Origin of the sequence: Pseudomonas sp. IT-93MI4 (assembly GCF_949767635.1) — a bacterium.
GTDB classification, from domain to species: Bacteria; Pseudomonadota; Gammaproteobacteria; order Pseudomonadales; family Pseudomonadaceae; genus Aquipseudomonas; species Aquipseudomonas putida_A.
In genome coordinates this window covers 1-24,082 of the sequence record NZ_CATKPP010000015.1, presented here as the reverse complement: position 1 = coordinate 24,082, position 24,082 = coordinate 1, and the positions used below count along the sequence as shown (strand labels likewise).

The window sequence follows — 24,082 nt, the reverse complement described above, 5'->3', positions numbered from 1 at the left end:
AGATTTAGCCAATCTGTTGCATCGACCGGTTGAATCCACAGCCAAAAGCAGACATTCAATACATCTACAAAACTGGCGTCGATTCGACTGTCCTTAGTTTTTAGTAAGAGTGCTATCAGTCAGGTAAAGGAACAATAAGGATATCCGGTGAAGATTTCGGGTTGGCCCATAACTCCTCAAGATTGACATCATCGCTGGCAGGCCGATGCGCCTTGACCAACGGATCAACTTTAAGAATCATGGGGATGTCAAATGCTGTACCAGTAACCACACAACAGCCTTTGGCAAGAGTGGGTATCAATGCCTTCGAGGATGAATCTAACGTACTGATGGTATTGTCCAAAAGCATGAGGTCACGTTCATTGACCAAGCGGTGAATGAAAAAATTGTGAATTTGTGAAACGATAGTGGGAGAAATATCGGCTGGTCGCTGACTCGAAAGTGTTAGATATACACCGTACTTTCGCCCCTCTTTAATTATTTCCTCGAATAGTTCCAAGCGATAGTCTTTCCATATCTCGTGTTCTCGCGTGGACTGTTCCGACAGTATATTGTGGGCTTCATCAATAATTAAATGCAATGTTTGCGCTGGCGGGCTTCTTAGAGTATCCGACTCCTTGTGATTAATGTAGAAATTCTTGGCGACAAGAATGGGAAGGAGTTTCTTGATTTCATTGTTGCATTTTTTCAGTGAAATCACATGGAGTAGATGACGTGGTGTTGGCGCATCAACGATTTTTATTACTTTCCGAAGGGAATCAATAGAAGATTTGGCCCGTGACAGGACTGGTTGGATATGCTCGTATTGTGCATAACCCAAGAGCACATCCAAGCAGAGCTGAAGATAGCAGCGCACAATAAGCTCATCAAATTGATCAAGATCGCTCAAGTCCAGGTGTGCTTCCAATAACGGCTTTAAAAAAGCAGCATAGCTTTTGCCGTCAGAGTCATAATAATGGCCATCTAGAAAAAAATACTTCTTTACGGCGTTATACTTTATTTTTGCAAGATGCTTCTCCAGTTCCTCACAGCACACCAACCTAGCAATTTCTCTAGTCAGTTCAAGCGCGTCAGATTTGGGCTCGCTTGCACTGAAAACTTTTTGAAAAGTTCTCATAAAGTAGTTGGCTAGAGGTATATCTTTAAATCTCTCTCTGCCACTTACTACCCGCCTAAGAAAAGGCTGTTGAGTATTGGTCGTAGCTTGGAATAGTAGGCTAAGTGTCTGCGCATCCCAAAAATGGATGCTTTCGATCATGAATTTTTCCCCACCTCGCTTGGTATCTAATAATGTAATTTTTTTATCTTTGGCAGGAAGAATTTGTCCTTCAGTGTATTCACCATTGAAATCTATGATAACAAATTGGCTTTTGTTCTTCAGTCCATCTAACTTTTCTCTAAACAAGGTGGTGTACAGTTGGGCGAGAGTGTTGGATTTGCCGCTCCCTGTATTGCCAAAAATGCCAAGATGGCCATTGAATATCTTGGCCCATGGCAGATTTATTGATACATCCTCCTTTAGCATGGCACCTATGGAAAAATTGCCATCTCCTTCGGTCCCATAAATTTTGCTGACCATGGATACGCTTAGTAGGAATGCCTGGTCTCTGATCATGGGCATGTATTTCACGCCCTCATAGAACGTGTCATCAACAACATATCCTATGGGTCTAACATCGACCTTGCGAACGTATATGGTTTTTTCGGCTTCTACATCGAGCTTTTTTTCATCTAGGTATTCGCCTTCAACTAAACAAACAATATCAATGAACCCTCGCTGAATAAGGAGGTGTTCTCTTAATGACACCCCCCGATATTTAATTCCGTCGTAAAAAATGGTCTCGTGGCTGGAGTCCTCGAAAATACGAAGAGAAATTCTAACACCTGACACGGCAATAACCTCACCAACGACAATACTCATACGAGATCATCCTCTGGCGGGATATAAGTTTGTGGTTTGAGCGACAACACGTACTTGTTGAAGTTGGAAAAATCCATTTTGACGCCCTCTGGCGGACCGATTACAGTTACATTCCTCCATTGCTGAAATTCTTTCCGCATCGAGGCTGCGCTACCTGAGCTATAGCAGCAAATGAACGTCTGGAGTTGAGGGTTTACCAGCGAGCGCTGGACCAACTTAAGGATGTGCTCATCAGCAAATGAGAAGCCAAAAGTAATAAGGATCGAGTTCGGCTTTTCAAGCTCATAGCTCAGCAATCGAAGCATCTGGTAATAATGCTCTTCAAATACGGTTTCGTGGAATTTCCATTTTGTTGGGTTGACGATAGGTAACTTATTGTACGCCTGCCAAAACTTAGAGATTTGCTCACTAGTGAATTTTACATTTGGTACGCATGCGGTAGACCCGCCCGGGGTGCCTAAGTAGCTGGAGAATGGACTGATCTTGCTAATTGTCCTTGCAGTGAGCAGATGGTTAAATTGATTAGTATAGCTAACCTCAATTTTATCTGCGTATTTCGACCAGTAAACAGATCCGTGCAGATGGATGATATTTAGTTGAGGAACTCCATAGTTGGCTCGTTCAAAAACTCCTGTTTGACATTGAAATGTATTGAAGTTTTTCGCATGTAGATATTTCTTATGGAAGCCGGACGTGCCATCATTGATTACAAAATCATACGTCCCTTGCGCTTGAATTTGGTCCGCACTATGAGCGAGGCACCCATCATAGTTGGTAGTAAAAATATTGATTTTACGATTTAGTTCCTTCCGACGATCAAGAAAGCCTAGCAGGGTTTTCATGAGCGCCTGATAATTCAAAAGATTCTCCTTGCCTTTGGTAGTGTGAACTGCCGAAGGGGAAAATGTCTGAACGGGAAAGATACAGGTGTTGTAATAATGCATGAATAGGGCTGTACGCTTCTCTGGATAATGCTCGAACTTTGTAGCTAGCGTCTCAATTGTTTCCCACCCGCCGGTGGCGTCTTTAATTTCTAGTGCCAAAGTTGGAAATAAATCCGCCGACGCCCCTGAGCCGATTAGAATATTCACATTTTTGTTATATGCATCCAATGGGTCAATGGATTCGAACATAATGGCTCCGTTGGTTTAACTTGCATATATGGCAATGTTTCCGGCCAAGAATCTCAGTTCTAGGGGGGGCTGGCTTTCGGTCTTCGCATGTATGAAGGGTCGTCAGTATGACGATTTCGGCAGCGCTTAACCGATTGCCCACTGAGTGCGCCTAAAACCAGAAAAGAAACATCGTCACCTGAAGACGTTTTATAACAACGTACGCAGCTTAAGCCGTGATTTTGTTCCATCAAGAAATTCCCTCTTTGCACCCGGATTCCATTTGTTCGACTCGATGGTTGGCTTTGACGGGGCACCTATCCCTAACAAGCTAGTATTACGCTAGCACGTTGTCCACTCCAAGAGCCGATAAAGTCAGTAGGGTTTTGCTTGGAAGGGGTGCCAGGGAAAACTGGATCTGGCTACGCTTAGGGTGTGGAGTGTGTCAACGCGCGATAAAAAATGACTTACTTCACGAGCACAAATGTTTCCAAGGAAGTGTATTACCCATCTCTCGGGTGATAACAGGGATTTGATTTGGCAATTACAGCGCAAATAGCCGCGAGCCTTTTCAAGCCGTTTTTGATTTGATGTTGGTGAAAGGTAAATGTCCGTTCTTGGAATAAACCTGACACAGAGATTGACCTCTCCTTTGGATCGATTGCAGCCCCTCACAACAGGCAGCAATCGGCCAAAATCGGTCAGTCGGAGGAATCTACGTAAGTGCCGCCTTTTCATATGACACCGCAGGAACTGTAGCGCTCAAGTAGTGCGATAAGTCCGTGCAACCTCTCCCAGGTATGGTTTGATCCTAGTGAGGTCTGAAGCAAAGGACTCGAGTTTCGTCTCTGTCTCTGCATCGTCGTTTATCTTTCGCAGTACGGCGATGATCCGTACCAGTACCCATGCGACATCTGCTGCCATATCAAGAATGTAATCCTCGATTGAAGCATCACCGAACGGTCGCTTCCTCTCCTCACCGTTCCACCGAGGATTCCGCATAAAAAATGCTGTTTCCCCGAGAGGCACTAAGTAGCCGTGGAGCAGGGAGTGGCGATAGTGCATCAACTTGTGAGCTGCTTCGGCAGCGCGTGCCAGGACTTCGTTCGCACCTGGGCTCAAATCCTCCCTGCCATTTCCTACAATCGTGACTAACTGAGAAGCAGGTGGCCCATCAGTGGAAGGCCTAACTCCCTTCACGCTTTCGCGTTTTAGTGCCCAAACCGCTGGCTCTAGGTGGGCCTCGAAAAGTCCGAATGCGACTGCGAATGTTCCAATTTTCTGCTGAGCGATAACCGACACCCCAAGTTCGGAGATGGCCACCATTACGCCCAAAGCATTGACTGTGAATGCTGGCGGTTTCATTTCGTTGATTCTCCGTTCTTGGTGATGCCTGCTGTATAGCACGCCTCCATGTGACAAATTCCATTCGAAACAGAGCAGAGGATATGCGCTGGTGCTCGAATCTATCGGAAGTAGACCGCACTGAGCGTCGGCTAATGGCCGCTATGAGCCATTGGCATTAACCGTAACGGTCCCGAAGCACATTTTGACCTATGGAAGCGCTTGCCCGTCCGGCGAAGTCAGTGAATCCTCAGGCTAGAAGTGCTATTTGGCTCTCAGTACCGTGCGAGCGAACAAATCCCTGCATGGCTTCGGACAGTGGGGGTTCGATGAAAAAATTCCCATACCGCTCTACGAGTCCAGACCAATGCGCTTTAAGCAGCCCTTGACCCCGGTATTTAGGGGCGATCCATACCCACGCAAGTGTCCACTCTAAGCCGCCCGGCCCCGGATGCTCATTTGAGAATGCACATGCACCAGCGATGGTGCCGTCTGGTCCGGCCGGGAACAGGTGTCCGTGCCAGCCAAATTTCACCGGATTTACATCGTCCCCAGCCCATTGAACGAAGTCGTATCGGAATTCGCGCTTGAATTTGACGGCACGCCGGTACACCTCCTTTTGCATCCACATAGGAGCCTTTGAGTCGATAATTATGGGCTGATTTGTCTCCGCCAGGCGTTTGGCGAATCTGGTGTTTGGAACTGGATCCAGCAATTGTGCGGCTCGGCGATGGACTTGCCGATGTATCCTAGTGTCCGCTGGCGTATTGGACAGATATGACAAGCCGCAGTAGTCGCACTCAATGCTTTCCTGTTTGAGCTGGCGGTGTTTGGGGCCCCTCACTTCCAAGGATATGGCTTGACCATTCTGTCTAACCATCTTGTAGCGGTAACCCGTAGGGCTCCGGAAGGTCTCCACCGACTCAGTGCCCGGAACGCGCTTGGCGGTTGACCTGATGACCATAAGCCGCCTGCCAGTCCACAGCTTGTAGGTCAGAATCGAATGCTCGGCTTCTGTGAGCAGCGTTCGCATCTCAAGCCCCGGAAGAAGTTCATCCACCAACAACGCGGCGGAGACCATGATTCCGAGCTGTTCCATGTAAACGAGTAGGCCAACTGCGTCAGTCACTTGGAAACCGAAGAAGCCGCACGTGTCATCTCCGATGTGCTGCGGCCTGTACAGCAGATTGCGGGCAGGGATATCCGCCTGTTCGGCCAGCCACTCGATGTAATGCTCGATCCGTCCGTAATCGCGGCCTTCAGTCAACAGTGCATAGTCGCCAAGATCAGTGATCGTCACGCCGTTGTCCCGAAGCATTTTCGTTTCGTAGGGTGAAAGCCGAGTTCTGGTTGCGGGCGCCGACCGGATCTCTTTGACCAATTTAAACAGGCCTTCCAGCATCTCGCTGGATTCTTCGTCGATCATTGGAGCTCCCATGGCGCCGCTGGCGCCCCTTGTTGGCAAACAGCTCGAAAGGATACTGCTGATGGTATCTCTGACGCTTGTTCGATCATTGAAGTGCTCACTGTTGAGGTCTGATGCCTTGATCTTAACCGGGTAATAGAAAGCGCAAGAATTTGAGGAGTGGCACCTTTAATTAATTGGGGACTCTGGCAGGCGAGCAAGTGCACCGGCAGAGTACCGGGAAGTACCGCCCCACCCCAAGAAGAGCTGTCGCCTGTGTTGGTTTTGTGGCGTAGAAACTGACTACGACGATGGCTGCATTTGAGCGACAGCGATAGCTTGCCGATGTCCGCTTTTGGCCGGTAGCTGCCCGTCATTAGTGGCAGCTATCCTGTCGTTGACCCTGATCCGTGTACTCAGCACGACGCTGCTGATAATCCACGGCAACGATATGACGGTCTTCGTGGCGGACTAAAAGGGAGCGTCCGGCATTGTTGTCGATGCGCTGGATGCGGGCAGCGAAGTCGTAACTCAGCTGTAACTGGTTGTCGTACGCGTCACTGATGGTGATCAAGCGGCCCGCACGGAATTGATAAAAGCGCGCATTTTGCCCGGCCTGCGTCAGGATGAGTTCGCCTGGTGGCGATCCCAGGTAGATGGCCGCTTTCGACAGGCTGTTGATAATGGTGGGGCGTTGTTGCGTCGGCATGGGAAAACGAGTGGTTAGGTTTTCGTTATCTGTCCACAGGACGCCTTCATCATCCTGATCCAGTCGATGCGAAAGAGCGTGACTCCAACCAAACCCAAGGCGGCTGTCGATCTCGACCGCACTGGTGCGATAGAGGCGCGTCCACACAAACGGCAGCAGACCATCGAGTTGACCATCGGTAAGAGTCAGCAATTCTTCGCCCGTAACCATCGAGACCGGACAGCCGTTGGTGCAAGTGTCTTGGGCCGGCGCCGCACTTTTGTCGTCAGGATTCTTCGATTGTTTCGAGGCGTCATCAGGGCGCTAGGATTTGAACAGAGTGTCGATCTGCGCAGGCGGCACCTGATCGTGGACGTGGATCTTGTAGGATTTTCCAGGCAGTCCCTGAAAACTGCCTTTACCCTGTTTATCCAAGGTAATCGTCGACGTGGCGCCTCCATCCACGGCAATGATATCGACCTTGATATCGCCGATGGGAATGTCGAAAACCGTTTCGAATTTGCTCTCAATCAGCAGCGGCCCTACAAGCGGGCACTTGGCGACGTATGAAAAATCTCCATCATTCATGCTGACAGACTTGCTGGAGTCACCGGCCTTGATCACGCGCTCCATATCAAGCAGGGCGGGCATGTCAGCTGCTCGGCTAGCTTTGTCAGCAAGCTGTGCGTACCAGCTCTTGGTTTCCTCGCGGTACAGCTTGAGGTTGTTTTTGAAGGAGTCCAATTTAGTTTCGATAGTGGCAAGGCGATCCATCAGCCTTGCTCCAGAATCAGGTGGTTTAACAGTGCTTCTTTAAGGTTTTTCGGCGCATCCGGGCGGCACACGAAACGGCTGACTTTCAGCTTCAGGTTGTTCTCAGCCAAGCGTTGTAAATATCCGGGCGATCTTCTTCCAGCCACTGCATCAGGTTGCTGATTAGTGTCGTCGGGCTCTCCTTGGCTAAGCCATCCAGCAAGTCCTTCGGCACCTCCCACCACGGCCAATCCTTCACCTTCGGCAACACCTGCGTCCCAACCTCCAGCGTCTGCCCATTAATCAGATACCGCTCAAACACCGGCATTACTTCCCCAGCCTTCTTCCCAAGCCCCTTCAGAATCGGGTAGATATGCCGCCCATCCCAGAAGCGGAAAAACACCTCGGTCCCGTCCGGCATCTTCACCTGTGTAAGGCTGCGCAGGTGCCCGAACACGTCGTTCGGTTCGGCGCGTGATATGGCCAGCCAGCCCCAGTCGAGGGCGGCGGTTTCAGCGATCCACGGCAGGAATGCAGAGTTCGGTTTGAGTTCGGTGACGTAGGGCATCACCGGTTGCCAGCTGGAGTAGGGCGTGCCGCCCCAGATCGGCAGGAGCTGGGTGGTGGGTTCGGTCAGGTACAGGGTTTTCAGCGCGTCGGCATCGCTTGCTGCGCTGACGATCAGGTACAGGCGCTCTCCAGTCTGCAACGGCTGTTGTGTCAGCCAGTCCTGGATGTCAGTCGATCAGATGGCACAGGCACCTGCCTTGCATTTTTCGCATTCTTCGCACTACTGCGCAACTTCTTGCGCATGATGGCGTTTCGGTATCGTTAAATGATATACGAAGCGCTTACAGGCTTTGCAGCCAGCAGAGAGGGTGCGGCTGACAGCACTTCGCGAGCAATCTCGCTCCTAGTTTTGATGCGGGCGACATACCAAGGATGCGCGCTCGTAATTCAGCGCCTTGTTTCGCTCGGGCAGTGCATACGATGCCTCGCAGCGCTGGCCTTGCCAGTTGATGGTCAGGGTGCCGGCATCATCCGCGACCAGCGCCAGTGCCTTGCCGCTTGGGTCGGAGATCGCCAGTTGCTTGCCGGCGGCGTCTTCCAGCGTCGCCCCAAACGGGATTGGCTGGTGCTGCGCATCGAAGAGGGCGAATTGCACCCGACGCCCGGTCTTGCTGGCATAGCGCGCCAGCACCACGGCACCACGGCGCGGTACCACTTGCTGGGTGGCGTTTTCAATTTCGAAATCACCGCCCAGATCTCGGGTGTCGAGGCTGATCCAGTTGACCCGATACGGCTGCGCGTTGGACACCACCGCATAACCGTTGCCAGCGGTTTTCGCCCCGGAGAAGCTGGCGATCTTCACGCCTTCAACGCCCTCGACCTGTGCCAGCGCGAACGTCTCACCGACGGTCTGCCCGAGGTTGATGCCGCCCGCGTGCCCGACAATCGAACCGGCGACGTTGAGATTCTGCGAGTTGTAGCCATGGCCCTGGCTGTAACCGGCACTGATGTCCATCATTGAGGTTCGCGTGCTGAGGTTGGCCGAACCCGTACTGCCGCCAGTGCGACTGTTGCTGCCCTGTACCGAGTAATAGGTGTCGCTGTCTTCGGACAGATAGCCATTGATACCGACCTGCGTGCTGCTGTTGCCCTTCTGCGAACTGGCAGAAACGAATGCCCTCGGCGCCCGGGGTTTCGAGCCCAGCGGAAACGACACTGAGAGGTTGAACAAAGTGTCGTTGTTGGCCGGCCCATAGTTGCCGACATCCTTGGTGTAAGTCGCGCTAAGGTTGTAGCTGACCTCTCCCCAATAATTGCTGTAGCCGGCAGACAGGCTCTGCGAACCGCCGCGCCCCCAATAACGCTGGTCGCTGGCGTTAAGGTAGATGCTACCGAACTGCTGGTTGCGCCCCAGGCTCTGGTTGACGGTCAGGTCGGTGCGGGTTTTCGAATTACCGGTGCGCCTCTGGCCCTCGCTGCTCAGTTCCTCGACATGTTCGCTGAAGGTTCGATAGCCCTCGGTCGAATAGCGGTAAGCGGCGAGGGTGAAGTTGGTGTCGGTGCCGGTGAACGTCTTGGCATACAACGCGCGCAGGCTGTTGCCCTTGACGGTCTGGCCAAAGGTGCGGCTGCTGGAGTGGGTCAGGTCCAGCGAGATCGCACCGATCGCGGTGTTGCGCCCGGCGCCAACGGAAAACGCCTGGAAATCTTCGCTGGCCTGGGTGCCCACGATCGCCGACAAGTTGCTGCTGACCCCGTAGGCCACCGTGCTGCTGACGAACTCCGGCGATTGCTGATCATCGCTATTGCTGTTGTAGCGGCCCGCCGAGATGCTGTACTTGAGTTGCCCTTCGCGAACCATGATCGGCAGGCTGGAAAACGCCTGCACCGTCACCCGGCGCCGACCGTCGGCTTCGATTACAGTGATTTCCAGATCGCCGTTGGAGCCGCTGGGATAGATGTCGCTGATTTCGAACGGCCCCGGCGGCACGTTGGCGGTGTACAGAATGTAATTGTTCTGGCGAATCTCCACGGTAGCGCTTGATTGCGCGATACCGCGAATCACCGGCGCATAGCCGCGCTCGCTATCGGCACGCATGCCATCGTCGGAGGCCAGTTTCAGGCCGCGATAGCGCACGCTGTCGAACAGGTCGGCGTCGGAGAAGATATCGCCGGCACTGAACTGGCCCTTCAGCGCTGTGACGTCGTGCTGCAGATAGCTGCGATTGCTCTTGAACGTGCTTGGCCGTCCAGTGCTGCTGTTGAAATTGGACTCGTTGCGCAAGCGCCAGCCGCCGAGGTTAATGCCGTTGCGCAGGCCGACGTTATTGGCAAACGTGGTATCAGCGTCGGTGCTGTTGCGGTTGCTGCTCACCTGATAGTTGATGAACGCTGCGGGTACGCCTTCGTCCCACAGCGCTGGATCGACATAACCACGGCGGCCACGCTCCATGGCGCTTTGCGGCACGCTGACCAGCAACCGCAGGCGCGGCACGTCATAGCGCACGGTGGCCTGATCGATCAGCGCGGGCAGATCAAGGCAGGTGTCGGCGGCGTCGTCGAGCTTGCCGCTGGCCTGCAGCTTGCCAAGATCCACACCCAGTTGCTTGAGCATGTCCAGCGTCAGGCAGGCTTCGACCTTGTGGCTGTCGGGCTGGCGGCGAAAATCGATATCGCGACGGCCGACCAAGGTGTCATTGCCATACAGGTCGACCCGATAAGTGCCGGGGAGAACCTGGCTTCCGGCGAGCAGGGTCTGCAGATCGACGGCAGACGTCGCGCCTTGCAGAAACGATGTATTGAATTGTTCTTCGCCATCGGCCAGGCAAGTTGTGCTGACGACCAGTGCAACCGATAACGGCGCCAATCCATCGCGCTTTAAAAAAAACATGCAGGAACCCTATATCACCTCCGATACGAACTAACGGAGCGAAGAGAAATACAGTGAAAGTGCGGCTGATAAAGCGGCACGCGAGTTATGGCGATTCTTTATCCAGGCTGGCGCTAACTTCGGTGCTGCCGGAAAGTTGCGCGACATAACGGTCTCGGGCGCCGTAGTCGTTGATGCTGCTGAATGACAGTCGCGCAGAACTGGCCGCGTGAGTTTGTTTGAGCACGAATTCTTTGTGTTCGCCGGGCGCAATCATCATCGAATCGAATGGCTTCTCCCTGCTGGCGCCCGCTTGCATCGTTATGTCGGCAATCGATACGTGATAGAGGCCTGGATTGTTCACCACCAGCATGCTCTTGCCGGCGCGCTCGATCAGTCGCCAGCGCAGCTCGGTTGGCGCTTGATAGGCATTGTTTGGCAAACCGGCGGGGCGAAAGAACACCTTGATCCGCTGACGTACCGCCAGTTGCAGGGTGTTCGCGGTTTTCGCCGATTTGGGGATTTCCTGCACATTCAGCCACACCACCGACTCGCGGTCGCTCGGCATACCGGTGCCTTCGTAGATAACCCGCAGAATCTGCTGTTGATCGCCGCTGACCCGCACCAGAGGCGGGGTGACGGCGAAGGGCGCTGAACCTGCTTCGTCGCTGTCTGTGTCGATCCAGGACTGAACCAATACGTCTGCACCGCTATTGCGCACGGTGATGCTGGCTTCTTTATGCTTGCCATCGAAAATCAGCCGGGTGCTGCTCAACGAAATACCGGCCATGGCCTGATTAACGGCGAACAGGCCCAGGAGGCCGACGCACAGGGATAAGAAATGCCGTAAGAACATGAACAATTACCGCGCAAAGTGAAGGGAAGTGCAGGGCCGTTGCGCCCTGCACTGGCTCGATGAATCGCGCGATTATTCGTATTGCAGGGTGAACGGCAGGGTCGCATCGCCGCGACCGGCAACCGCCAGTTTAGGATCGACGGTGGTCACGTAGGCGGCCGAAAATTTCAGCGTGGTGTTGCTGTCCTGCAGAGTGTTTTCAATCCGCGCAGTGGTTGGCGAAGTCAGGTCGATCACGGCGCCGTTGGAATCAAGCAGGGCAATACCGATGCCTTTCGCCGAGCCCAGGCCATCGATCAGTTTCAGGACCTTGGTTCCGGTTTCGATTCCCGAACCTGCGCCCTTGGTCGGTTCGAAGATCATGGCCACCTTGGTCCCGGCATTGCAGTTGATCTTCATGTCGAAGTTTTCGACGCTCAGGGTGCCGTTGCCTTTCGGCGCGGTGGCGGTGCCCATGTCCTTGATCGACACTTCGCCCATGTTGACCGAGATGGTCTTGTCCTTGCCGGCGCCTTCGACCGAGCAGGCATCGTTGTTGATGGTGCCGGTGAAATTGATGGTGCCGCTGCCAGCCTTGGTTGGCGAAACAGGATCGGCCGCCAGAACATTACCGGCAGCGAAGATCGACAGGGCGAGAAGCGTGCGAGACAGCTTTTTCATGTTGCTTTTCCATTGGTGGGGTTAAAGCAACACAATAAATCGCGTACTTGCGCTGGAACATCAGACGATTCCTAGATGCGCGGAAAGTCATGCTGAAGTGCGCAATTGTCTAGTTGAACAAGTTGCGCTCGATACAATAAGCCAGTAACTCCTGATCGCTGCTTACTTCAAGTTTGCGCATGGCGGAAACTTTCTGCGTACTGATTGTCTTGGCACTTCGGTTAAGTCCCCGGGCTATTTCATTGACGCCTTGTCCTTGCACAAACAAGCGCAGGATTTCATGTTCCTTGGGCGACAGACGAGCAAAACGTTCATCGAGGTCAGCGCTATTTTCCAGCACCGAAGTGGGTGCGGGTTGTTTGCTGCGAACCGTATTGCCTTTGGCAATGGCTTTGAGCGCCACTTCTATTTCAACGTGCAACTGGTTTTTCTGAATCACCGACAGTACACCGAGTTCCTGCAGACGGGTCAGGATCAACGGGTTGGAAATCATGGTCAGAACCAGCACCCGCACCTGAGGGAAATGCCGGGTCACGTATTCCACCAGTTTCAGCCCGTCACCGTAGCGCGAGTCACCGGGCATGTTGAAATCGGTGATCAACAGGTCTACCGGCCGGGTCGTCAGCAAGTCGATCAGCTCATCGGGGCAAACGGCTTCGCCCACTACGCTGAAGCGGCGGTCACGCTCGACAAGTTCCCGCACCCCCAGCAGGACGATAGGGTGATCATCGGCGATGACAACGTTGAAGGTTTCCATGGGTGCTTTATCCAGAGTGAAATTATTCAAGGGCGTCGAGCAGGTCGCTCAGGTGCGCCAGTTGTTGACGCACCTCCACGGCCAGCGCCGGGGTGATGGCCATGCCGGTCAGGCGACATTCCAGTTCGACAAATGCGCTGGCCAGTGTCGCGACTTGCACCACGCCCAGTGCCCCGGCCATGCTGTGCAGTTGCTGCGCGACGCTGTCGGCGTTGGCCGCGTCCAGCGCGCTGAGGGTGCTCTGAATGTCGCGGCGCAGGGTCACGACAAACAGCTCGCGCATTTTCGGCGATAGCGTCGGGGGAGCATCGGCAATCGGTGCGATGGTAGTCTGGCAATGGCTTTGCAGTTGCGCACGCAGCGTCGCCAGGTTCAACGGTTTGACCATCCACGCGTTCATGCCGACGGCGGCGCAGCGCTCGCCTTCTTCGCGCAGGGCATTGGCGGTGACGCCGATGATCGGCAGCGTCGCATCCTGCTCTCGCAGTGCTGCGGCCAGTTGATAGCCGTTCATGACCGGCATGTTGACGTCGGTCAGCAGCAAATCGAAGCGCCCCGGTGCCCAGTGCGCCAAAGCCTGTTCGCCATCGGCCGCGACGACTACCGAGCAGCCCAGCGCCTCCAGTTGTTCCTTGATGATTGCTGCGTTGATCGCATTGTCCTCGGCCACCAGCACACGTAGGTTCAGCGCTCGGGTGCTTGCCTGCCGTGACGGCGGGCGCTGCTGACCGGCGCCGTGCACGGCGAGGGCAATCGCCCAGCCGATCGCGCGCACGTCGTCGGCATCGACCTGCCAACCATTGCCGCTCACCTGCGCCGGGTTGGGGCCAGCGGCAATTGCGACGATTCGCTGGCCAGCGAAAGCTGTAGCGCTGGCCAGTGGTGCAAGATCGATCAGCAGCGCCGAAGGAGGCGGCAGCTCGTTGGTCACCAGTCGACAGTCGAGGCCAAAGCGGTTGAGCCACGCCATCAGATGTTGCGCCAGTTCAGCGACTGGCGCACGCACGTAGACAGCGGGGCTGTCGGCGCCGAACGCCGGGCAATCGGCGAGGCTGCCCGAGGCGCATTCGAGCATCAGTTGCAAGTTGAAGCAGCTGCCCAGTCCCGGTTCACTGACCACGTTCAACTGGCCGTGCATCAACTCGCACAGCCATTTGCAAATGGCCAGACCGAGACCCGCGCCGGCATGACTGTCGGCCTCGTTGACTTGATAGAAAGGGTCGAACAATTGCTGTTGCTGCGCCTGGGAAATGCCCACGCCCGAGTCGCTGACCTGCCACTGCACCCGGGCGTGACCGCCTGAGTTTTGCAGCACGCGAACACGCACGACCACACGGCCGTTGTCGGTGAACTTGATCGCGTTGCTCAGCAGGTTGTTGAGGATCTGGCGTATGCGCTGCGCATCACCGAGCAGGTGATCCGGCAGTGCTGCATCGATGCAGGCATACAATTGCAACCCTTTGCCGCGGGCAAACGCGCCGTAGCTGCGCACTACGTCTTCGGTCAGCTCTAGCGGGCAGAATGGCTGAAGCTCGAGGTTCATCTGCCCGGCCTCGATCTTCGACACATCCAGCACATCGCTGATCAGCTTGAACAGACTGGCCGACGAGCGCTGAATGGTTTCCAGATAATCCTGTTGGCGCGGGGCGAGCGCGGTCAGGCCAAGCAGCTCCAGAGTGCCGAGCACGCCATACAGCGGCGTGCGGATTTCATGACTCATGGTCGCCAGAAAACGGCTCTTGGCCTGATTCGCCGAGTCGGCGGCCTGACGCGCGACTTCCAGCGCCGCCGAGTCTTCAACATGGCGGGTGACGTCGTGCAGCGCACACAGCCAGGCGTCCTGGCCCTGATAACGGGTGGCGACGAAGGCAACATGCAAATGCCGGCTGTCTATCTCCAGTTCGGCATGGCCATGGCCAGTCGCCGCCTGCTGGTCAAGCAGGCTGATCAGTTCGCCAGTGTCGTGCCATTGCTGGGCGAGCTGGTTTTCCAGCAACACCTGATGATTGCGGCGGCTAATCACGCACAGGCCGGTCGGCGCGGTGTCGATGACCGCACGGCTGAAGGCTTCGCTTTCGGCGATGCTAGCGTGGGCACTTTGCGCGGGGAGGATAACGCGGTCGGTGTACCAGCGATTGAGCGCGCGGCCACTGCCAAGCAGGGCCAGCACCAGAGCCAGCAGGCACAGCAGTGGCCACAGCGCGTAATCGAGAAAACTCCGCACGCTGATTACATAGATCGCCGTCCATCGTTGGTCGCCGGCGCTGGTCAGCTTGAACACCAGGCCGTCGCGGGTCAGATTCGCGCCGTCATCGAGCATTTGATTTGGCTTGAGCGCACCGATCAACACCGTGCCGTTGGGCGTGATCAGGGTGAAATTGTCGTAGATCGACCACTCCATCAAACGCTCGATATTGTTGACCTGCGACAGTTTTAACAGCGAGCCGAGCACCACCCAGGTGTTCGCCCCCTCAATCCTCAGCGTCGGTTTGCTCAGGTTCATCCGCACGTAGGCCAGCAGGCTCGGGGTGCCATCGTTGTCCTGCTCGAACGGGTAGGGCGCCCAGTGCACTTGCTCTGAAGTCTGTGAGTGGCGCTGCATGTTCATTTGGGTCATGAGCTCGACGAACCGGCCTACCTGCGTTGGCCCGGCGCCGCGCAAACGGCCGGTGGCAGGCACGGCGATGTCGAAATTATCGGGGCCGTTGAGCAGGATCACCTGCGGCGACTGGTAATGCGATGCCGCCCAGAAGGCGCTGTAATACGCCGCCAGATAGCTGCCCAGCGCAAACACCTTGGGATATTGGTCGGGGGCAATTCGCTGCGGATCAATCTTCACGCTGAACGGTAACGAAAACGGCAACCCGCGGCCTTGATAAATGTTCGGGCCTTCCTCGGGCAACAGTTTTTGCACCACCGGCGACGCCACGGTAACCGGCAAGTAATCACCGCTGGCGCCGGCCCGTGAGATGTCACCGAGAAAGGCCTCCTGCTCACGAATGTTTTCCATCAGGCGGGCGAAGTGAAACTGCAGAGTATCGCGCTGTTCTTCCACCATGCGCTGCACGCCCAGATAACTGATACCCAGCAACAGCAGCGCAAGCGCGCCGAGGATCAGCAAGCCCTTGTTCAGGCGCTGCGAGCTGTTGGCAAGTTTTTCCAGCAGGGCATTGGCGTGCGGCATCAATACGCTCGGTCGATAAAAGTGGATAAGCGTTTGAACACGGCTGACCTCGATGGCAAGTGGCGGTCGTCCACCGCGTGCTGCGGATCACCAGACATTCGCCGGTCCGTCATGACAGAGCAACTGCTGGAACTGCTCCGAAGACACGGCGTGGGAGATCAGGAAACCCTGGACCTGAGTGCAGTCGATTTTACGCAACAGAGCAAGTTCCTGCGCGGTTTCTACGCCTTCGGCGACCACCGTCAGACCCAGTTGCCGGCCAAGGGTGACAATGCTGGTCAGCGCCTGCGCCAGTTCGGCGTTGCGGTTGCAACCCTGCACCAGCGCGCGATCGATTTTCAGTTCGGTGAAAGGGGCTGAGACCAGGTTCATGTAGGAACTGTAGCCCTTGCCGAAATCATCCTGTGACAGGCCGAAACCCTTGATTCGCAAGCGGCAGGCACCGGCGTAGAAATTGCTGATGTCATCGGGCACCGAGCACTCCATCAACTCGAAACAGATCCGCGCCGGCAGCCCGTTGTGTTGCAGGACAAAAGCGAGAATGCGATCCGGCAGGTCGTGACTGTTGAGCAGGTGCGTCGGCAGGTTGATCGACACCGGAATGTCATAGCCCTGCTGGCGCCATACCGCTTGGGCGGCCATAGCCTGTTCCAGTACCCGCCAGAGCAGGTGCTCTTCGAGATCGCAGGCGATCAGCGCCGGTAGAAATGCGCCGGGCAACAATGTGCCGTGTTCCGGGTGAGCCCAGCGCACCAGTGCTTCGGCGGCGACGATGCGACCATTATCCAGCGCCTTCTTTGGTTGAAACCAGGCCTGCAGCTCACCGTTATCCAACGCCCGTTCAAGGCTCTGGCGGTCGATGCCAGCCTGCGCGGCGATCGGCACGTCCTGACGCAGCGCCTGCAACTGGTCGATCAGGCAACGCAGGGCGGCGCTGTTGACCGGTTTGGAAATCAGCCCGATAACTTTGACCTGCAGATTGCTCGCCACCAGGCTCGCGCCCATCAGCATGCGCCGTGAGGCGGCACTCATGATCGCCAGTGCCGGGCGGGAGGACTGCGCGGCCAGGCCCTGAATGAACTGCACGCCGTCCATGCCTGGCATCAGCAGGTCGGTGAGCACCAGGTCGAACTCGCGGTTTTTCAGGCGCCGCAAGGCTTCTTCGCCGTCCCTGGCAAACTCCAGATCGAAGACACCCAGCTCGTTGAACAGGTTCTGCAAGTACAGATGCTGGAACGGGTGATCTTCGACAATCAGCAGGCTAGGGGACTTCATGGGCGACTCGTTGGTAGGGAGCCAGGACGATCGACAAGGCTCTTAGCGTAAAAGGTTTGATCAGGCAGTGATTCATGCCGGCGGCCAGACACAGCGCCTCTTCGCCGCGCAGGGCGTTGGCGGTGGCGCCGATGATCGGCGTGGTGCAGCCCAGTCTGCGCAGGGCCTTGGCCAGTTCATAACCGTTGAGGCGCGGCATGTTGACGTCGCTGAGCACGACATCAAAGGTGTTGGCCTGCCATAGCGACAAGGCCTCTTCGCCATCGCTGGCCAGCGCCACCGTGCAGCCGAGTTCTTGCAGCTGGTCGCGCAGAATCAACTGGTTGATCGCGTTGTCTTCGGCGACGAGGATGTGCAGGTGCAGCGGCGCCAACGCCTGGGTCTGTGTCTGCTGATGCTCGATAACGGCGCCGCCCTGAGCCTGGCGCACGGCCTGGCGGATTGCGGCCAGATCGTTCAGATTCGCTATCCAGCCGTCGACTGTGGATTGCGGCTCACAGGCACCCGCGCCGCTGGCCAGCACACGTGGCCCTGACCAGCGCAGTTCGCTGCGCTGGTCCATCGGCGCCGGGTATAGCTCAAGCAATACGCCGCCGTCGGCAGGTACTTGACTGGCCGGCGCGCCGACGTGCGGGCGGGCGCCCCAGCGGCGCAGCCAGCCAGCGAGGCTGTCGGCCAGTTCGCGTACTGGCGACACCACGTAAATGATGTCCCCCGCCAGTTTCGGTTGTGTGTCAGGCGGCGTGTTGCCCGAGCGCTGCTCAAGCGGCAAGGTCAGGGAAAAACTGCTGCCCAGCCCCGGTTCGCTGACCATCCGCAGGGTGCCGTTCATCAAATTCGTCAGCCGCAGACAGATCGGCAGGCCCAGCCCGGTACCCGCAATGACGTGGCTGTTGCCTTGGGTCTGGTAGAACGGCTCGAAAATAAACGCCTGATCATCGTGGGCAATGCCGCGCCCGGTGTCCGATACCTGCCATTGCACGCAGACGCGCTCGCCTTCGCGAGACAGCACGTTGACCCGCAGCACCACGCGTCCGGAATCGGTGAACTTGACCGCATTGCTCAGCAGATTGTTGAGAATCTGCCGGACACGACTGATGTCGCCAATCAGGCTGTCGGGCAGTTGCGGATCGAAGCAGGCATACAGCTGCAAACCTTTGCTCTGCGCCGCTGCCGCGTAGCCCTGCACAACCTCTTGGGCCAGGGCGACGATGGAAAAGTCACTGAGTTCCAGCGCCAGTTGCCCGGCCTCGATTTTCGACACGTCGAGCACGTCGCAGATCAATTGCAGCAGGGTCGCGGACGAGCCTTCGATCGCCCGCAAGTAGCTTTTCTGCTGAGTATCGAGCTGAGTGCGAGCGAGCAGTTCGAGAGTGCCGAGCACGCCATACAGCGGTGTGCGGATTTCGTGGCTCATGGTCGCCAGAAACAGGGTCTTCGCTTCGTTGGCGGCATCGGCCGACTGGCGCGCCCGTTCCAGCGCTGCTTCGATCTGCCGGCGCGCGCTGATGTCGCTGAAGGCGCAAAGTAACACGTCTTCGCCCTTGTAGCGGGTCGGCGCGCAGCTCAGGTACAGGTGGCGACCGTCGGCGGTTTCGAAATAATCGGTGAGGCACGGCGATTTATCCGCAAACGCAGCGCGGATCCAGCCAGGCCCGAGTTGCTGGCCGCATTCGCCCAGCCAGTGCCGGGCGAGGGTGTTTTCCAGCACCACTCGAGCATCGCTGCGCCGCAATACGCAGAGCGCCACGGGCGCGGTCTGTATCACGTCGCGGCTGAACAGCTCGCTTTCGACCAGGGCCTGAATCCGCTGCAGGGTCGGCGTGATGAAACGATGTTCCAGACGACGGATCAGCAGCCACACCAGGCTGATGCTCGCCAGACAGAACGCCAGCGCACCGAGCAACTGCGGCCACAAGGCCCACAGCACGGCGAGTAAGTCGATGGAGTAGGTCAGTTGCCAGTCCGACGACTTGAGCTGTTTGCGCAATACCAGTTGCTCGGGCAGCCAGCCGTCGCCGACGAAACCGAAGAAATCCTGCTGACGCAGCAGCGGCAGATTCTGCCCGGGCGGCGGCTTGTGGCTGTTGCTGAATAACGGCATGCCCTGAGAATTGAACATGGTGAACTCGCCGGCGCTGTGGTCGCTCAGCGCATTGGAGACTTCGCGGTCATCCATCTCCAGACCGAGCCAGCCAGAATCGAGGTCGCGCTCATCCAGACGAATGAAGATGTACAGCTGCGAGTGCCCTTGCCAGTTGTGGGTCAGCCAGATCTCTTTCAGGGCACCGTTGTTGTCGCACTTGAGGGTTTCCAGACGATCAAGCATCTCATGCGGAAAGTCGTCGGCCATGGGAGTCGTGTTGTACAAGCGCCAGACCTGGGCATCGGCGCCGCTGCTGACGTACAGCAGATTCAATTTGCGCGCTTGCAGGAAGTCGCGCATGCGCTGGGTCAGCCAGATGCTCCATTGCTTGCCGGGGGGGTGTCCGAGCAGCAGACGGATCTCCTCTTCGGACAGCGGCGCGCTCAGCGCGGTCTGTCGGGTCGCCGACAGACTCAGGCTTTCGAGCAGCGCTTCACGGCCGGTGAAAAACGTGTGCGCCTCGGCGATGGCGCTGCTCATGTAGCTGCGCCGCTGGGAAATTTCATTGTTGAAGGTAAACAGCAGAAAGCTGTACACGCCGCCGAGGATGCCTGCCAGCAATACCAACGCAAAAATGCGCAACAAGCGTCGCGCCGCGTGAGGCGTGGACAGGACAGGGCTGATCTGGTGGAGGTAGTTCTTCAAGCGCATCCCGGCACAGTAGGGCGGGCCGGGCACGACGAAAATCAGACGATTCCTAAAGATGGGGCGCGAACAATCGGCTGTGGCAACGCGTTAATGGATTCACAAGTAACTCATGACAAAGGCAATTGTTGCGTTGGCTGTTCCGGCGCGCATGCCCTTGTCAAACCCGCCATTGCCAGCTGTTTCAGCAATGCGAAAGTATCGAGCGCTGAGGGGGATCTTCAAGTTACCTCCCGCAGCGGGATAGTCCGTGAACACATAGCTTTGATGTAAAACGAGCGGGGTCCCATCACTATTGAGTATTTGCAAAGCCACACCCTGGGCAGTTGAATCTGCACTCAACTTTACGATGCCGCTCGTGGAGTTTTGCGAAGGAGACGTCAGGGTAGGCTTGAGCATATAAGTTACTTTATTTATGCCTGACGGACAGTTGTTAAGGTTGATGTCAAATTTGATCGGCTCAGAATAGGCGCCGTTTTGGCCAAAGCTACTCATGTCATGCGCCCCCATGTCTACTTTGATGTCAGGCGTTTCACAGGATTGAGGCACAATCGTTGTGCCATTGGTCGCCATTGCGAGTGGTGACACTCCATCTGCATGAAAAGTCCCAAGTGTTCCTGCCGGGATTTTCTGTACATCGATTACATCCGCTATTTTGAATAGTCGTAGCACATGTCTTGTGGTGTCCCATCCGTATCCGCCCGCTTCCCGCTGAATGCCTGGATAAATGGGTATGGTTATGTTGTCTTTGAAAGACCACTGCCATGCAAGTCCAGTGTTTCCTATCGCGTAAACAAGGTCGCCCGATTTAGACACGCCGACGTTGTTCAAAACACCATATGAAAACTCGTTAGTGCATTTGTATGAGCTGGGCGTAGGGCCGAGTGTGATTGGCGGACTTTCATATATTAAGGTGCCGTTAGGTGTGTCACGAGGAATGGAAAGTGTAGCGGGTACTTGCATAGTGAGAATTGTTTGATGATGTTTTGGGTAGAACGAGCAATTAGCCGCGCCAGCGTAGCTGGACGCGAAGAGCAGCGTCAGGCACAGCGTGTGAATCAATTTCGTGATCGGGGTAGGGCGCTGGGGCTGGAAACGCTTCATGAAAAGGGCTTTACGTATCGGCCAATGAGCGGCGTACGTTAGCCGCGACACACAACGCTGGACATCAGGCAATTCCTAGAAAGCAATCGTCCCCTTGCACCGTATTACCGCGTTCGCGGGCAAGGCTCGCTCCCGCTTTGACTGCGTTTTTCCCTGCATGAACACGTTCTCTATAGGAGCGAGCCTGCTCGCGAAGGCAGGCGCCCACGCAATAAAATTCAGCTCACTGGTCAAATAATTACCTAGCCCTCTAACTATTACGTTGACATTCGCTGCCTAGGCAGTGCCGTACTTCCATTACAACGACACTTGGCAACTGATCATCAACACTTCCACAACGATCATCACCTTCCTGATGGTGTTCCTCATTCAGAACACACAGGGCCAAAAGCGGCCCTTGGTTACTTACTAAATCAGGGCCCATTGGAAGGTCGGTTTCGGTTGTCAAAATCCCGCAGGCGGCAGCTCCTGAATAATCAGAGCCAGCGGCGAACCTCAGCCTTGTAGCGTCGGTACTCGTCGCCGAACTTCGCTTCGAGATAGCGCTCCTCGCGAGCGATTACGTGCCTCTGGATCACGATCAGCACCAACGGAAGCAAAGCCAAGGCGATCGCTCCGTCGAAGCCGACAGCAATGCCGGCATAGACAAGCGCCATGCCGAGATACATCGGATTGCGGGTCCACCGATAAGGACCGGTCGATGCGATGAAGGTCGTTGGTCGCGACGGCGGAACGTGGGTGCCCAGGCGTCGGAAGAGCCCCACCGCCGCAAGCATCGTCGCCGCGCCGGCAGCGAACAGCAGCGCGCCCATCGCGACCAGCCACCACCGGTCGATGCCGAAGGAGCGCGGGGCGACGAACCGCTCCGCCGCCAGCCCCAACAGCAGCGCTCCCAGATAGATGAAGGGCGGAGGGAAGCGCACCCCCGCGCTGTCTGGTTCGACGGCCATGTTCATCTCCTCTCTATGCGCTCAAGCCAGCATCGACTGCTGGGCGAAAATACCCGCCATCGCGCCCTGCGATGATGCCTGGGTGACCGAGGGCAACATGGGAGTGGTGAGATCGCCGGCGGCGTAGATACCGGGCGTGCTGGTTTGGCGACGCTCGTCGACCTTGAGCACGACGCCGGTGGGCGTATCCATCGTGGCAAGGCCCAGCGACTCATGCAGGTTTGCGGACGGCTTGTTGCGCGGATGAGCAAACAGGATGTCGACCGCAACAGTGGAGCCGGTGCCGAGATTGACCGTGGCGATATGCCCCTTATGATGGGCGATCTCAACGATCCGCCCATCGACAACAGGTATGTTGCGGTGCGTCAGATCGGCCTGGATATCAGGCGCAATTTCGTGACCATTGGCAAAGACAGTCAACCTGTCGGTCCAATCGAGGAACAGTCTGACCTGGTTGTGCGATTGCGGGCCGGACCACACGAGGCCCCAATGCTGGCCGGCGGCTTCAAAGCCGTCGCAATAGGGGCAGGTAACGATGGACGTGCCCCAACTCTCGGCATAGCCTGGAACATCAGGCATCTGGTCGGTGACGCCATAGCTCAGGATCACGCGGCGGGCCCGTAGGCTTTCGTGATCGTCAGTGACAACGCAGAAATCGTCGATTACGCCAGAAATTTTCTCCGCCCGGGCAATGACCAGCTTGACCGTTGGATAGCGCGCCAACTGCTGTCTCGCCGCAGCCAGTATGTCCAGCGGCGGCGTGTGATCGTGACCGAGCAGACCATGCGAATGGCCGGCAAAGCGGTTACGCGGCCGGCTGGTATCGAGAACGATAACCTTGCGACGGGCACGGCCGAGCTGCAAAGCGGCGGCGAGACCTGCAAAACTTCCGCCGATGATGATGACGTCATTCATTGTGATGGGCTCCGCTGAAGGGCCGGTTGTAACCTAGCCGTTGGATTGCAATTTTAAGATACTGAATGGTATCGTAGACCTTAATTTAAGATACTGTAAAGTACTAATATTATGACTGAAACCATTCAGGGCCGGCGCGGCCGACCCACCAACGAGGCGCTTGCCCAAACGATACTCGACGCCGCGAGCGAGCTTTTTGTGGAATTGGGTTTTCAAGCGACGACGTTGGACAAGGTCGCCCAGCGGGCGAAGATATCCAAGCTCAGCATCTATAGGCGCTTCGAGAACAAGGAGGCGCTGTTCAGCGCAGCCATCGCGGCCGGCTGCCAGCAGTCGTTTGCGCCACAGGCCCTGCTTGAAGGTGCTGAAGGTTCGGTGGAAGACCAACTTATGGCAGTGGGAACATCTCTACTGCGCACGCTGTTGAGACCAGACGTCAGCAGTATCGAAGCCATGGTTATGGCCGATAAAACTAGCCAAAACGACTTGAGCAGGCGCCACTACGAAGCCGGCGCCGCCCGCGTCATCGCCGACATCGAGGTCCTATTGCGCCAGCTTCACGCGAAGGCGCTTCTCAACGTACCTGATCCCCACCAAGCCGCCCGTTTGTTTGCCGCGTTATTCAAAGGGTCCGATCTACTGATGATCGCCCGCTTCGATTTGGCGAGAGCAGAGGGCGAAATTGAATCCTATTGCCGGTCGGCCGTCGCTATGTTCATCGCCGCGCACGGTCGCAGCGACACTGTGGGTGGATAGTATTTAATTGCTCTGGAGCAGCTTGGCCTAGCATTGGATTTGCGCTTCAGGGTTCGCAACGGGATCACAGGATGCGTCCGATAATTGGCGTAAGTACTCAGCATCGTAGCCTGAGTCGACCATAGATTCGTAGACTCCTTCAAGCTGCTGTCTCTGGCCAAGAGCGGCTGTTATTGGCCGAAGGCCTCCGTTAGTGAGCGGCAGCTATCGGCTGTGGATTCAACCGGTCGAC

General features: G+C 56.2%; 15 protein-coding genes and 3 pseudogenes. 2 read left to right on the top strand and 16 right to left on the bottom strand.

The window, feature by feature from the left end; all coding sequences use genetic code 11:
• Nucleotides 1-115: 115 nt before the first annotated feature.
• The 14 genes and pseudogenes from ACM6I7_RS11575 to ACM6I7_RS11510 form a co-directional block, all read right to left on the bottom strand.
• A complete protein-coding gene (locus ACM6I7_RS11575) occupies nt 116-1,921 on the bottom strand; it encodes an ATP-binding protein (RefSeq protein ID WP_414888616.1) in 1,806 nt (601 codons plus the stop codon).
• Nucleotides 1,918-3,054 (bottom strand): SIR2 family protein, encoded by a 1,137-nt coding sequence (locus ACM6I7_RS11570; protein WP_414888615.1) that lies wholly within the window; start codon nt 3,052-3,054, stop codon nt 1,918-1,920. The genes ACM6I7_RS11575 and ACM6I7_RS11570 overlap by 4 nt, the downstream gene beginning before the upstream one ends.
• A 741-nt stretch (nt 3,055-3,795) precedes the next feature.
• Nucleotides 3,796-4,398, bottom strand: a complete 603-nt coding sequence (locus ACM6I7_RS11565) for a hypothetical protein (protein WP_102688677.1) — start codon at nt 4,396-4,398, stop codon at nt 3,796-3,798.
• A gap of 229 nt (nt 4,399-4,627) precedes the next feature.
• A complete protein-coding gene (locus ACM6I7_RS11560; RefSeq protein WP_414888614.1) occupies nt 4,628-5,803 on the bottom strand; it encodes a GNAT family N-acetyltransferase in 1,176 nt (391 codons plus the stop codon).
• A gap of 367 nt (nt 5,804-6,170) precedes the next feature.
• A pseudogene (locus ACM6I7_RS11555) lies at nt 6,171-7,244 on the bottom strand (DUF6531 domain-containing protein); the annotation flags it as partial.
• Nucleotides 7,244-7,979 (bottom strand): annotated as a pseudogene (locus tag ACM6I7_RS11550) (DUF4123 domain-containing protein). The pseudogenes ACM6I7_RS11550 and ACM6I7_RS11555, both read right to left, overlap by 1 nt.
• Nucleotides 7,980-8,136: 157 nt before the next feature.
• Nucleotides 8,137-10,623: a fimbria/pilus outer membrane usher protein gene (locus ACM6I7_RS11545; RefSeq protein ID WP_414888613.1), complete on the bottom strand. Its 2,487-nt coding sequence runs from the start codon at nt 10,621-10,623 to the stop codon at nt 8,137-8,139.
• Between the two features lie 85 nt (nt 10,624-10,708).
• The gene (locus ACM6I7_RS11540; protein ID WP_414888612.1) at nt 10,709-11,458 is read right to left on the bottom strand and encodes a molecular chaperone; all 750 of its coding nucleotides are present in this window, start codon (nt 11,456-11,458) and stop codon (nt 10,709-10,711) included.
• 72 nt (nt 11,459-11,530) lie between these two features.
• On the bottom strand, nt 11,531-12,118 hold the full coding sequence (locus ACM6I7_RS11535) for a fimbrial protein (protein ID WP_011334439.1): 588 nt from the start codon (nt 12,116-12,118) through the stop codon (nt 11,531-11,533).
• Between the two features lie 109 nt (nt 12,119-12,227).
• Nucleotides 12,228-12,875, bottom strand: coding sequence for a response regulator (locus ACM6I7_RS11530; RefSeq protein ID WP_103366971.1), 648 nt, complete (start codon nt 12,873-12,875; stop codon nt 12,228-12,230).
• 22 nt (nt 12,876-12,897) lie between these two features.
• The gene (locus ACM6I7_RS11525) at nt 12,898-16,059 is read right to left on the bottom strand and encodes an ATP-binding protein (RefSeq protein WP_414888611.1); all 3,162 of its coding nucleotides are present in this window, start codon (nt 16,057-16,059) and stop codon (nt 12,898-12,900) included.
• Nucleotides 16,060-16,146: 87 nt separating this feature from the next.
• Nucleotides 16,147-17,334, bottom strand: coding sequence for an EAL domain-containing response regulator (locus ACM6I7_RS11520; RefSeq protein ID WP_346650330.1), 1,188 nt, complete (start codon nt 17,332-17,334; stop codon nt 16,147-16,149).
• On the bottom strand, nt 17,321-20,131 hold the full coding sequence (locus ACM6I7_RS11515) for an ATP-binding protein (RefSeq protein ID WP_103366974.1): 2,811 nt from the start codon (nt 20,129-20,131) through the stop codon (nt 17,321-17,323). Before ACM6I7_RS11515 ends, ACM6I7_RS11520 begins: the two co-directional genes overlap by 14 nt.
• 93 nt (nt 20,132-20,224) lie before the next feature.
• On the bottom strand, nt 20,225-21,229 hold the full coding sequence (locus ACM6I7_RS11510) for a fimbrial protein (RefSeq protein WP_346650329.1): 1,005 nt from the start codon (nt 21,227-21,229) through the stop codon (nt 20,225-20,227).
• 283 nt (nt 21,230-21,512) lie between these two features.
• Here ACM6I7_RS11510 and ACM6I7_RS11505 point away from each other — a divergent pair.
• Nucleotides 21,513-21,617, top strand: a pseudogene (locus ACM6I7_RS11505) (low affinity iron permease family protein); the annotation flags it as partial.
• A gap of 88 nt (nt 21,618-21,705) precedes the next feature.
• On the opposite strand, the gene ACM6I7_RS11500 reads toward ACM6I7_RS11505, so the two are convergent.
• Both ACM6I7_RS11500 and ACM6I7_RS11495 read right to left on the bottom strand, forming a co-directional pair.
• Nucleotides 21,706-22,179, bottom strand: a complete 474-nt coding sequence (locus ACM6I7_RS11500) for a methyltransferase family protein (protein ID WP_414888610.1) — start codon at nt 22,177-22,179, stop codon at nt 21,706-21,708.
• Nucleotides 22,180-22,200: 21 nt separating this feature from the next.
• Nucleotides 22,201-23,094 (bottom strand): NAD(P)/FAD-dependent oxidoreductase, encoded by an 894-nt coding sequence (locus ACM6I7_RS11495; protein WP_414888609.1) that lies wholly within the window; start codon nt 23,092-23,094, stop codon nt 22,201-22,203.
• 111 nt (nt 23,095-23,205) lie between these two features.
• Between ACM6I7_RS11495 and ACM6I7_RS11490 the strand changes: the two genes are divergently transcribed.
• Nucleotides 23,206-23,850 (top strand): TetR/AcrR family transcriptional regulator, encoded by a 645-nt coding sequence (locus ACM6I7_RS11490; protein ID WP_414888608.1) that lies wholly within the window; start codon nt 23,206-23,208, stop codon nt 23,848-23,850.
• Nucleotides 23,851-24,082: the final 232 nt, after the last annotated feature.